Raw genomic sequence first — 12,360 nt, forward strand, 5'->3', positions numbered from 1 at the left:
CCGGCTGGGCGCCGGCGGCGCTTCAGCGCAGCGGCGTGGCGGCCGGACCACCGGCGGCGCTGCTTGCAGGTAAAACTGCAGCGGCGGCTACCGGCTGTGAAGCAATGATTCTAGGTGCAGGTTTGCTGGCGGCCTTGACCGTATGCGGCGGGACAGGGGCCAGCTTTTGCGGCGCCACCGGTTTGACGGCTGTTGCCGCGCCCAGGGGTTTGGGGTTGGCCTTGGCTGCCAGCTTCTGTTTTTCTTCGGGGCTGAGGGCCTGATAGGTCTCCCACTTGGCCTTTTTCTCTTCGGGCGTCAGTTGCTTGGAGAGCTCTTTGGTCCTGGCGAAGTTAAGCCGTGCCTGTGCCCGCTGCTGGGGGCTCAGGGTGACCCATTCGTTCATGCGGCTGTGCATGGTGGCCTGCTCTTCAGGCGAAAGCGAAGGGTAGTTTTTCGAAATTTCCAGCCATTTGCGCTTTTGCGGCTGACTGATGTTGGTGTTCCAGCTTGAAGCCAGGGGCTTGAGAGCCTGCTGCTGCATGGGGCTGAGTTCAGCCCAGGAGGGTTTGGATGCCATGACCTTGGCAGGAGCGCTGGCGGCTGATTTAGTGGCGGCGGGCGCGCTGGACGCGGTCGGTGCAGGCTTGACCGCTTGCGCAAAACTGAAGGATGGCAACGTCAGCAGTGCGGCGATCAAGAGTGCCCCGCCGAACGACAGCCACTGCAGCCGTAACTGCGTCGAGTGGCCAGAAGGCAATAGAGTACGTCTAACAGCGGCTTGCAGGATCATTGGACCGTAGGGGCCTGACGGGTGGTTTTAAGGTACTGGACAAACCCAGGGTCTGCGAAAGCGGCTGGGGGAAGTTCGTCAGTCAGCAGCGCCACGTCAACTTCTGCCACTTCCTGAGCGCGGTTGTCGTCCTGGATCGAATTGATAACCAGCAAACCCACCACCAGCGCAACAAGGGGTAAAACCGACCCGATACGCGCCCACCAGCCCAGGCCATCTTCGGAGCCCCAGGTGAGTGCGGCACTTCCGCCCGTCGCGATGACGCTGGAGGACGTCTGGATTTTTGCCACTTTGCGCCTGGAAACGGCTTGGGCGCGAGCAGCGCGCAGGCGCTCGGAGACGTCGTACGGCAGATCTGCCGCGCCTGCGGACAGGTATGACGCGGTTTTCAGGCCAAAACGGTCCTGCAGGATATCGGCTCTTTTTTGTAGTGAATTAGTCATAGTCTTATACCTTTGGCGCTCAGGGCTTTACTGAGGGCGTGGACCGCGCGGGAACAGTGCGTTTTGACACTGCCCTCTGAGCAGCCCATGGCAGCCGCTGTTTCGGCAACATCCATTTCCTCCCAGTAACGCATCAGAAAGGCTTCCCGTTGACGGCCGGGCAATTCCTTTACCTGCAGTTCGATCTCATGCAATATTTGCGCCCGCTCAGTGGCATCCTGGGCGCTTTCTGTACCTTCAGAGTTGGTCAGGCTCTCTAAAGTTTCCAGAAGGTCGAAATCTCCTTCTTCCCCTGGCGATTCAAAGTCGCTCATGTTGGAAAAAAGCGCATTGCGGGTCTTGCGGCGGCGAAACCAGTCCAGGGTGGTGTTGGAGAGGATCCGCTGGAACAGCATCGGCAGCTCCGAAGCGGGCTTGTCGCCATAGTGCTGCGCCAGCTTCATCATGCTGTCCTGAACGATATCGAGAGCTGCTTCCTCGTCCCGCACGTGGTAAATGCTGCGCTTGAAAGCCCGTTTTTCAACGTTTTTCAGGAAATCGGAGAGTTCTTGTTCAGTTGCCAACGGTGTGGGGTCCGGTTCGTCCAGCGCTGCATTGAGGAATCCGCGAATGCCGCAGGGCGAGTCAATGTCAATCAGGCCGCATCCGGTGACGCAGCTGGAAAATTATCGCACTGCAACCGACGGTAGCAGGCCCCTTTTTAGGCATCTGCTGCCATTGCGCAACGCGAAATGCCATAATACGGCCTGCAATTCAAAAGGCAAACGGGTCATGGCTCGGCGGTTTATGTTTCCGCTTATGGTTTTGGCCTCAAGTTTCAACGCCGCTTCACAAGAGTAGGCGAAGAAGCACCCAAGGTATTTCGTTAGAGAAATTCACAAAGGTTCATCATGGAAATCTCCAAGGCGGAAATCGCTTCCGCAGCAGCTGCGTCTGCACAAACAAATTCCCAGGAACTCCGCGGCGCGGAAATCCTCATCAAGTCGCTTCAGGCCGAGGGCGTCAAATACGTCTGGGGCTATCCCGGCGGTGCAGTCCTGCACATTTACGACGCTTTTTACAAGCAGGACTCGATACAACACATCCTGGTTCGCCACGAGCAGGCGGCGGTGCATGCCGCCGATGGTTATGCGCGCGCCACGGGCGATGTCGGTGTTGCGTTGGTCACCTCCGGCCCCGGCGTGACGAACGCGGTCACTGGTATTGCCACGGCGTACATGGACAGTATTCCGATGGTCATCATCACGGGCCAGGTTCCCACCCACGCCATCGGCCTGGATGCGTTCCAGGAATGCGATACGGTCGGAATCACCCGGCCCATCGTGAAGCACAATTTTCTGGTCAAGGATGCACGGCATATGGCCGAGACCCTGAAAAAGGCCTTCCATATTGCCAAGAGTGGCCGGCCCGGTCCCGTGGTTGTAGACATTCCCAAGGACGTGTCTTTCAACAAGGTGCCCTACAACGGCTATCCGCAAAGCGTCGAGATGCGGTCTTACAACCCGGTTCGCAAAGGCCACGGCGGGCAAATCCGCAAGGCCCTGCAACTGCTGTTGTCCGCCAAGCGGCCTTATATCTACACGGGCGGTGGCGTATTGCTCAGCAATGCCTCACAAGAGCTGCGCACACTGGTCGACATGCTGGGCTACCCCTGCACCAACACCTTGATGGGGCTTGGCGCCTACCCGGCCAGCGACAAGAAGTTCCTTGGCATGCTGGGCATGCACGGCACGATCGAAGCCAACAATGCAATGCAGAACTGCGACGTGCTGCTGGCCGTTGGTGCCCGGTTTGACGATCGCGTGATCGGCAACCCCAAGCATTTTGCGCAGAACGAACGCAAGATCATTCATATAGACATTGATCCTTCAAGCATCTCCAAGCGTGTGCGGGTCGATATCCCCATCGTGGGCGACGTGAAAGACGTGCTGACCGAGCTGATCAGCATGATCAAGGAATCCGGCCTGAAGCCCGACGCCAGTGCACTGGGCGGCTGGTGGGAGACGATTGACGGCTGGCGCAAGCGCGACTGCATGAAGTACAGCATGGGCAAGGGCGATGTCATCAAGCCCCAGCATGTGGTCGAAACGCTCTGGAACCTGACCAAGGATGCCGACACCTACATCACGTCCGATGTGGGCCAGCACCAGATGTGGGCCGCGCAGTACTACAAGTTTGACGAGCCGCGCCGCTGGATCAACTCCGGCGGCTTGGGCACCATGGGCGTGGGTATTCCTTACGCCATGGGTATCAAGATGGCCAAACCTGAGTCGGAAGTGTTCTGCATTACCGGTGAGGGCTCTGTCCAGATGTGCATCCAGGAGCTCTCAACCTGCCTGCAGTACAACACGCCGATCAAGATCGTGTCGCTGAACAATCGCTACTTGGGCATGGTGCGCCAGTGGCAGGAAATCGACTATGAAGGCCGCTACAGCAGCAGCTACATGGACGCGTTGCCCAACTTCGTGAAGCTGGCTGAGGCCTATGGGCACGTCGGCATGCTGATTGAAAAACCGCAAGACGTGGAACCCGCGCTTCGCGAAGCGCGCAAGCTCAAGGATCGCACGGTCTTCATGGACTTCCGTACCGACCCGACCGAAAACGTGTTCCCCATGGTCAAGGCAGGCAAAGGCATCACTGAAATGCTGCTGGGGTCGGAAGACCTCTAAGCCCTTCGTCGCCATCCCTATTCATTCACCGTCACCCTGACGAATCTATTGTCTGCCGAGCCTGCGCATTACCGTGCGCAGGGGAGGGCAGCGAAAAGAGGAATCTTCTTATGAAACACATCATTGCAGTTTTGCTGGAAAACGAGCCGGGGGCTCTTTCCCGTGTAGTCGGCCTGTTCTCAGCGCGCGGCTACAACATCGAAAGCCTCACCGTCGCGCCTACCGAGGATCCGAGCCTCTCGCGCATGACGATTCAGACCACTGGCTCCGACGACGTCATCGAACAGATCACCAAGCACTTGAACCGCCTGATCGAAGTGGTCAAGGTGGTTGACCTCACTGAAGGCGCCTACACCGAGCGTGAGCTCATGATGGTGAAGGTGCGCGCGGTCGGCAAGGAGCGCGAAGAGATGAAGCGCATGGCGGATATATTTCGCGGGCGAATTATCGACGTGACAGAAAAAAGCTACACGATCGAGCTGACCGGCGACCAGTCCAAGAACGATGCTTTCCTCGAAGCCATAGACCGCAGCGCGATTCTGGAGACGGTGCGAACCGGCTCCAGCGGCATCGGCCGCGGCGAGCGAATTTTGCGAGTTTGATTCAAGCCGTCCGTGCGCGCGTTTCGACAGGCTCAACGCGAACGGACTTCCAAGTGGCGATATGCGGTTACCGTTCGCCCTGAGCCTGTCGAAGGGCATTTTCGCCAATACTTATCCCGGAGAGAAAAATGAAAGTTTTTTACGACAAAGATTGTGATTTGAGCCTGATCAAGGGCAAAACGGTCGCCATCATCGGTTACGGCAGCCAGGGCCACGCCCACGCGCAAAACCTGAATGACAGCGGTGTCAAGGTTGTGGTGGGCCTGCGCAAGGGCGGCGCCTCATGGCCGAAGGTCGAAAAGGCCGGTCTGAAGGTTGCTGAAGTCGCCGATGCTGTCAAGGCCGCCGATGTGGTCATGATTTTGTTGCCTGACGAGCAAATCGGCTCGGTTTACAAGAATGACGTTGCTCCCAACATCAAACAGGGCGCTTCGCTGGTGTTTGCCCACGGTTTCAACGTGCACTACGGTGCCGTGATCCCCCGCGCTGACCTCGATGTCTGGATGGTCGCTCCGAAAGCTCCCGGCCACACGGTGCGCAACACGTACACCCAAGGCGGCGGTGTGCCACATCTGGTCGCAGTGCATCAAGACAAGTCCGGCAAGGCCCGCGACCTGGCGCTCTCCTACGCAATGGCCAATGGCGGCGGCAAAGCCGGCATCATTGAAACCAACTTCCGTGAAGAGACCGAAACCGACCTGTTTGGCGAGCAAGCCGTTCTGTGCGGCGGTACCGTTGAACTGATCAAGGCCGGCTTTGAAACGCTGGTGGAAGCTGGCTATGCCCCTGAAATGGCCTACTTCGAATGCCTGCACGAACTCAAGCTGATCGTTGATCTGATCTATGAAGGCGGCATCGCCAACATGAACTACTCGATCTCGAACAACGCCGAATACGGCGAGTACGTGACCGGCCCCAACATCGTGACCTCGGCAACGAAGGATGCGATGCGCAAATGCCTGAAAGACATTCAGACCGGCGAATATGCCAAGAGCTTCCTGGTGGAAAACCAGGCTGGTGCGCCAACCCTGTTGAGCCGCCGCCGCCTGAATTCCGAGCACCAGATCGAAATCGTGGGTGAAAAACTGCGCGCGATGATGCCCTGGATCGCGAAAAACAAACTGGTCGACCAGACTCGCAACTGATTTCAGGGCCCTGTGAGGGGCCTTGTCCTGCAAAAAGCCGCGCAAACTTCCTGCGCGGCTTTTTTGTTGATGGCGTCAGGCTCACATGAGCGATGCTGCGATAAAAATAATTGCGGCGTTGATCTTGGTATCCTTGGCGCCTTGATCCGGAAATTGCAAGTCTTTGGCGGACAAACCGGTTCCTCGATGGTGTCCTTGGATGCTATGAAATTAATAGCTAATTGCGCGCACCAGTTGTGCTTCAGGAGTGTTTTTATGCATGATGGCGAAGAATCCACGGGCAACAACCCGGCGGTGGTGATACGCAAGCGCCGCAAGGGCATTTACATATTGCCCAATCTGTTCACGCTGGCCGCATTGTTCGGTGGCTTCTACGCCATCGTCATGGCCATGAACGGGCGGTTTGACCAGGCCGCTATCGGTGTCTTTTGCGCAATGATCCTTGATAGCCTGGACGGCCGGGTGGCCCGCATGACCAATACGCAAAGCGCATTTGGTGAGCAGATGGATTCGCTTTCCGACATGGTGTCGTTCGGGGCTGCGCCAGCCCTTATTGCTTACGTCTGGGCATTGACAAGCCTGGGACGCTGGGGTTGGATTGGCGCATTCGTTTATTGCGCCTGCGCTGCGTTGCGCCTGGCCCGCTTCAACGTGAACACGGCGGTTGTCGACAAGCGCTTCTTCCAGGGTTTGCCGTCACCGGCTGCGGCTGCGCTGGTAGCGGGCTTTATCTGGTTGATGACCGATGCAGGCATTAGCGGAATGGAAGTACGTTGGGTGACATTTGGCCTGACCTTGTATGCGGGCCTCACGATGGTGACCAACGTCCCGTTCTACAGTTTCAAGGATGTCCAGATGAAACGCAGCGTGCCTTTTGCCGCGATTGTGTTGATTGCGCTCGGGATCGCCGTCATCAATATTCACCCACCTACAGTCATGTTCGGACTGTTTGTCCTCTATGGCCTGTCGGGTTACGTGCTGTATGGCTGGCGCAAGGCCAAGGGCCAGCAAACCAGCGTGATTTCGACCTCGACCGACGAGCCCGACGAGCGCGGCCTTCACAAATAAATTGTGGTACATTGACCTGATGAAACGAATTTCGCTAGCACTACTGCTATCTGCCAACGGGCGGAGACGGTAGCGCACGCGTACACCTGATTCAACGGCCCGTTTGCACCAGCAACGGGCCGTTTTTGTTTGGGTTGCTGGTTTTTGTAATCTTTGGGGTTGACGAGATGACCATGTTGAAAACACCTTCCAGCAAATACAAATCCTTCGCGCCAGTCAGACTGGCAGACCGCACCTGGCCAGATGCCGTGCTGACGCAAGCGCCCATCTGGTGCAGCGTAGACTTGCGGGACGGCAACCAGGCGCTGATCGAACCAATGGACATTCCCCGCAAGCTGCGGATGTTCGATACCCTGGTGAAGATCGGCTTCAAGGAAATCGAAGTGGGTTTCCCTTCGGCCTCCCAAATCGAATTCGACTTCCTCCGTCAGCTCATCGAGGGCAACCTGATTCCCGATGACGTGACCATCCAGGTGCTGACCCAGGCGCGCGAGCCGCTGATTCGCCGCACTTTCGAATCGCTCAAAGGCGCCAAGAAGGCCATCGTGCATCTCTACAACGCGACCGCGCCGGTCATGCGCCGTGTGGTGTTGGGCATGGATGAGGACGAGATCGTCAAGCTTGCCACCGACAACGCGCGCCTCTTTCAGCAATTGGCCGCGCAGCAACCTGAAACGCGATGGACTTTCCAGTATTCACCCGAAATGTGGTCGGGCACCGAACTGGTGTTTTCCAAGCGCGTGGTCGATGCCGTGACCGATGTCTGGCAGCCGACACCTGAACGCAAATGCATCATCAACCTGCCGTCCACGGTCGAACATTCCACGCCGAATATTTTTGCGGACATGATGGAGTGGATGCACCGCCACCTTGCCAGGCGCGATTCCATCGTGATCTCGGTCCATCCGCACAACGACCGTGGTACGGGCACCGCGGCCGGTGAATTGGCATTGATGGCAGGCGCCGACCGGATTGAGGGTTGCCTCTTCGGCAATGGGGAGCGCACCGGCAATGTGGATCTCGTGAACATCGCGCTCAACCTTTACACCCAGGGTGTATCACCCGGGCTGGACTTCTCCGAAATCGACGAGATTCGCCGGACGGTGGAGCATTGCAACCAGCTGCCTGTGCATCCCCGCCACCCCTACGCAGGTGACCTGGTCTATACGTCTTTCTCGGGCTCACACCAGGATGCGATCAAGAAAGCTTTCGCCGCACGCAAAGAGGGCGATGTGTGGGACATGCCCTATCTGCCCATCGACCCCAAAGACCTGGGCCGCAGCTATGAGGCGGTGATTCGCGTCAACAGCCAGTCGGGCAAAGGCGGCATTGCCTACTTGCTCGAAAGCGAATTCGGCCTGGAGCTTCCACGTCGCCTGCAGATCGAGTTCAGCCAGGTCGTGCAGTCGGTGATGGATGCGACCGGCAAGGAACTGACGGGCAAAGATATCTTTGCCTTGTTTGAGAAAGAGTACGGCGTGCAAACCATTGCCGCGCCCCAGCGCCTGGTGATCGAAGAGACGGGGAAAACAGGCGCAGAGGCGTTTCATATCAAGGCCAATGTTCAGTTCGCTGACAGCCTCCACACCATTGAAGGAACCGGAACCGGGCCCATTGACGCCTTTGTGGCAGGCTTGATGGCGGCGACCGGCCATACGGTGCGCGTGCTGGACTATCACGAGCATGCGATTGGCGCCGGTGCAGGTGCGCAGGCCGTGGCGTATCTGGAGCTGCGCATTAACGACCAGACGCTTTTCGGCGTTGGCATGGACGGCAACATCGTGTCGGCATCGCTCAAGGCCATCGTCTCCGGGCTGCAGCGCAGCAGGGCCGGGCAGTCTGTCGACCAAGCTACCATCACGAACTGAGCCTCTTTCGGCCACCCAAAACACAGAGCGCCCGGCGCATCAGGAGTCCCACCATGACTGAAAAACTCATTATTTTTGACACCACCTTGCGCGACGGGGAGCAGTCGCCCGGCGCCTCCATGACCAAGGATGAAAAATTGCGGATCGCCCGCCAGCTGGAGCGCCTCAAGGTCGACGTGATTGAAGCCGGGTTCGCGGCCAGCTCCAACGGCGATTTCGAATGCGTGAAAGCCATTGCGGAAGTCGTCAAGGACTCCACGGTCTGCTCACTGGCCCGCGCCAACGACAGGGACATCTCCCGCGCCGCCGAAGCCCTCAAGCCGGCAGCCTCCGCACGCCTGCATCTGTTTTTGGCGACCAGCGCCCTCCACATGGAAAAGAAGCTGCGAATGACACCTGACCAGGTGTTTGAGCAAGCCAAACTCTCGGTGCGTTTTGCCAAGAACCTGATGGGCGATATCGAGTTCAGCCCGGAAGACGGCTATCGCTCGGACCCCGATTTCCTGTGCCGTGTGCTGGAGGCCGTGATCAACGAAGGTGCGACCACCATCAACGTACCCGACACCGTGGGTTATGCCATCCCTGAGCTCTACGGCAACTTCATCAAGAACCTGCGCGAGCGCATTCCCAACAGCGACAAGGCGATCTGGTCGGTGCATTGCCATAACGACCTGGGCATGGCCGTGGCCAATTCCCTGGCCGGCGTCAAGATCGGCGGTGCACGGCAGGTGGAGTGCACCATCAACGGCCTTGGCGAGCGCGCGGGCAACTGCTCGCTCGAAGAAGTCGTGATGGCCGTGAAGACGCGCAAGGATTACTTCTGCCTCGACCTGGGCATAGACACGCAGCACATCCTGGCGGCCAGCCGCATGGTGAGCCAGACCACAGGTTTCGTCGTGCAGCCCAACAAGGCTGTCGTCGGCGCCAACGCGTTTGCGCATGCCTCCGGCATTCACCAGGACGGTGTGCTCAAGGCGCGCGATACCTACGAAATCATGCGCGCGGAAGATGTGGGCTGGAGCGCCAACAAAATCGTGCTGGGCAAGCTGAGCGGGCGCAACGCCTTCAAGCAGCGCTTGCTCGAGCTCGGCGTTTCCATGGAAAGCGAAACGGACATCAATAACGCGTTTGCCAAGTTCAAGGAACTCGCCGACCGAAAAAGCGAGATCTTTGACGAGGACATCCTGGCGCTCGTCAGCGACGAAAGCGCTTCCCATACCAACGAGCAATACGGCTTTGTGTCGCTGTCGCAGCACAGCGAAACCGGTGAGCGCCCGCAGGCCAGCGTGGTGTTCACGGTTGCCGGCAAGGAGGTCAAGGGTGAATCAGACGGTAACGGTCCTGTAGATGCCTCCCTCAAAGCCATTGAGTCACACGTCAAAAGCGGTGCGGAGATGGTGCTTTACTCTGTGAACGCCATCAGCGGATCGACAGAAAGCCAGGGGGAAGTCACGGTGCGCCTGCAAAACAGCGGGCGGGTGGTCAATGGCGTGGGGGCGGATCCCGATATCGTGGTGGCGTCGGCAAAAGCCTATTTAAGTGCCTTGAACAAACTCCAAAGTAAAGCTGATCGCGTGGCGGCGCAGGGCTAATGTAACAATTCAGAAAATAAAATACTTTAAATTCAATGACTTAGGATTGTGAGTTGCGGCAAACAGTGCTGATGGCAGCAAAATTGCTTCAAAGTGAGTGTGTTTTTAGGAAAGTCACGCAAGTTTTTGATATTGCGTGACTTTTTCTATTTGTATACACTCCAGCCATCCCATCCATTGCAATCTCCACGCAGGCAATACCACCATGTCTCATCTGATTTTCAATCGCGCATTAAAAATCGTTGGATTCCTGGCCCTGGCAGCCGCCTTTGCAATCCCCGCCGCGAATGCCGCGGGCAAAAACACCATCGTCAAAAAGCAGCACGCTTCGAAGGCGGCCACTTCCAAAAAAGTTATCTCCACGCGCAAGAGCGTACGTTTTGTTGCAGGTGCAAAACAGCGCAGAAGCATCATCCGCGTGTCGGCGCCGCCAAAACCTTCTTTCGGCCAGATCGCCGGCCTGCACAGTGCGCAGGATCCGCTGGAACTCAAATCCAGCGTGGCTTTGGTGATTGACCAGGAAACGCGTGAAGTGTTGTTCAGCAAAAACGACCACGCCGTGCTTCCGATCGCATCCCTCACCAAACTGATGACCGGCGTGATCGTCAGCGGCGCCAAGCTGCCGATGGACGAACTGATCACCGTGACGCAAGACGACGTGGACACCGAGAAGGGCAGCAGCTCGCGCCTGAAGGTCGGCACGACGCTGACCCGTGGTGAGTTGCTTCACCTGGCGCTCATGTCCAGCGAGAACCGCGCGGCGCACGCCTTGGGCCGGACCTATCCAGGCGGCATGGGTACTTTTGTGAGCCTGATGAACGCCAAGGCCAAAATGCTGGGGATGAACGACACCAGCTATGTCGAACCTACCGGTCTTTCCAGCCGCAACCAGTCGAGCGCACAAGACCTGGCTACGCTGGTCAATGCCGCACACGGTGACCCCATGCTGCGTGAGCTTTCCACCTCCACCGGTTATCAGGTGGCTGTCGGCAGCCGCACGCTGCAGTACAACAACACCAACCGCCTTGTGAAGAACCCCGAGTGGGACATCGGCCTGCAGAAAACCGGCTACATCTCGGAGGCCGGCCAATGCCTGGTCATGCAGACCAAAATCGCCGGCCGCAAGCTGATCATGGTGTTCCTGGATTCCGCGGGCAAGCTCAGCCGCCTGGGCGATGCGGAGCGCGTACGCCGCTGGGTGGAGTCCAATCCGGTGAGCGTTGAGCAAAAGCTCAATGTCAGCGCACCTGCCAGGCAGGTGAACGGCTAAACAGCTGTTCTTGCCGTAACCCGGACCGGGGCTGCCCCCGGTGCAAGCTTCGCCCGGCCCTATCCTTTGCTATCGTATTGATAGCTGTAGGCCAAGGATCCAAAAGGGCTGGAGCCTGTTTTTACTAAAAGAAGTGCTACTTGGGCTTGTAGCCCAGCGCTGCCGATATTTCGTTGGCCGTTGCCTGTAGCTTGGGCAGCCAATGCTCGTCCAGCCTGTCGGCGGGCGCCGAGATGGACAAGCCTGCCACCAGCTTGTTCTGGTCGTCATAGATGCCTGCGGCCATGCAGCGCACTCCCAATTCCAGCTCTTCGTTGTCACGCGCAATGCCATATTGCCGCGCCTTGGACAGCTCTCTTTCGAGGATTGGCAGCTGGGTGATGCTGTTGCGCGTCTGCCCCGAAAGGCCGGTGCGCGTCGCATAAGTGCGCAGTCGTTGGGGGTCGTCAAAGGCCAGGAAGAGCTTGCCCACGGATGTCAGGTGGAGCGGCGCGCGGCCGCCAATGGCGCGCACCACCTGCATGCCGGAGCGCTCGCTATAAGCGCGCTCCACGTACACAATCTCGTCGCCCTGGCGCATGCTCAGGTTGACCGGCTGCTGGATGATTTTGTGCAGCTCGCGCATCGGCAGCAGCGCCGCATCGCGGACATCCAGCCGCGCCTTTACCAGATTGCCCAGTTCAAGCAGGCGCATGCCCAGCCGGTAACTGCCGGCAGCAGGACGGTCCACAAAGCGCCCCGTCGCGAGGTCGTTCAGGATGCGGTGCGCCGTCGACGGGTGAAGGCCCGATTTCTCGCTGATTTCCTTGAGTGAGAGCGCTTCTTCACGATTGGCCAGAATTTCCAGCAACGTGAACATCCTCTCAATGACCTGGACGGTCGGTGTGGCGGGCAGTGCGGCGTCGGGTTTTTTCATATGCAGGCTTCCTGC

General features: G+C 58.2%; 11 protein-coding genes. 7 read left to right on the forward strand and 4 right to left on the reverse strand.

What is annotated here, in order from left to right; all coding sequences use genetic code 11:
- Positions 1–22: 22 nt before the first annotated feature.
- Genes DT070_RS15765 through DT070_RS15775 form a run of 3 tightly spaced genes read right to left on the reverse strand, consistent with a single transcriptional unit; the run spans position 23 to position 1,778 of the window.
- A complete protein-coding gene (locus DT070_RS15765) occupies positions 23–772 on the reverse strand; it encodes a DUF3106 domain-containing protein (protein WP_122956251.1) in 750 nt (249 codons plus the stop codon).
- Complete coding sequence (locus DT070_RS15770; protein ID WP_122956252.1) at positions 769–1,215, reverse strand: DUF3619 family protein; 447 nt, start codon at positions 1,213–1,215, stop codon at positions 769–771. Before DT070_RS15770 ends, DT070_RS15765 begins: the two co-directional genes overlap by 4 nt.
- Entirely contained in the window at positions 1,212–1,778 is a 567-nt protein-coding gene (locus tag DT070_RS15775; RefSeq protein ID WP_092126079.1) for an RNA polymerase sigma factor, read from the reverse strand. The genes DT070_RS15770 and DT070_RS15775 overlap by 4 nt, the downstream gene beginning before the upstream one ends.
- A gap of 327 nt (positions 1,779–2,105) precedes the next feature.
- Between DT070_RS15775 and DT070_RS15780 the strand changes: the two genes are divergently transcribed.
- The 7 genes from DT070_RS15780 to pbpG all read left to right on the forward strand — a co-directional run bounded on the left by DT070_RS15780 (position 2,106) and on the right by pbpG (position 11,429).
- Entirely contained in the window at positions 2,106–3,884 is a 1,779-nt protein-coding gene (locus DT070_RS15780; RefSeq protein ID WP_122956253.1) for an acetolactate synthase 3 catalytic subunit, read from the forward strand.
- Positions 3,885–3,994: 110 nt separating this feature from the next.
- On the forward strand, positions 3,995–4,486 hold the full coding sequence (gene ilvN, locus DT070_RS15785; protein ID WP_007869681.1) for an acetolactate synthase small subunit: 492 nt from the start codon (positions 3,995–3,997) through the stop codon (positions 4,484–4,486).
- 128 nt (positions 4,487–4,614) lie between these two features.
- The gene (gene ilvC / locus DT070_RS15790) at positions 4,615–5,631 is read left to right on the forward strand and encodes a ketol-acid reductoisomerase (protein ID WP_122956254.1); all 1,017 of its coding nucleotides are present in this window, start codon (positions 4,615–4,617) and stop codon (positions 5,629–5,631) included.
- Positions 5,632–5,886: 255 nt separating this feature from the next.
- Positions 5,887–6,699, forward strand: coding sequence for a CDP-diacylglycerol--serine O-phosphatidyltransferase (gene pssA, locus DT070_RS15795; protein WP_122956255.1), 813 nt, complete (start codon positions 5,887–5,889; stop codon positions 6,697–6,699).
- A gap of 173 nt (positions 6,700–6,872) precedes the next feature.
- Positions 6,873–8,567, forward strand: coding sequence for a 2-isopropylmalate synthase (gene leuA / locus DT070_RS15800; RefSeq protein WP_122957443.1), 1,695 nt, complete (start codon positions 6,873–6,875; stop codon positions 8,565–8,567).
- A 53-nt stretch (positions 8,568–8,620) separates the two neighbouring features.
- Positions 8,621–10,159 (forward strand): 2-isopropylmalate synthase, encoded by a 1,539-nt coding sequence (locus DT070_RS15805; protein ID WP_122956256.1) that lies wholly within the window; start codon positions 8,621–8,623, stop codon positions 10,157–10,159.
- A gap of 205 nt (positions 10,160–10,364) precedes the next feature.
- A complete protein-coding gene (pbpG, locus tag DT070_RS15810) occupies positions 10,365–11,429 on the forward strand; it encodes a D-alanyl-D-alanine endopeptidase (RefSeq protein WP_122956257.1) in 1,065 nt (354 codons plus the stop codon).
- 136 nt (positions 11,430–11,565) lie between these two features.
- On the opposite strand, the gene DT070_RS15815 is transcribed toward pbpG, so the two are convergent.
- On the reverse strand, positions 11,566–12,345 hold the full coding sequence (locus DT070_RS15815) for an IclR family transcriptional regulator (protein ID WP_122956258.1): 780 nt from the start codon (positions 12,343–12,345) through the stop codon (positions 11,566–11,568).
- Positions 12,346–12,360: the final 15 nt, after the last annotated feature.

It is taken from the genome of Polaromonas sp. SP1 (genome assembly GCF_003711205.1).
Lineage (GTDB): Bacteria > Pseudomonadota > Gammaproteobacteria > Burkholderiales > Burkholderiaceae_C > Polaromonas.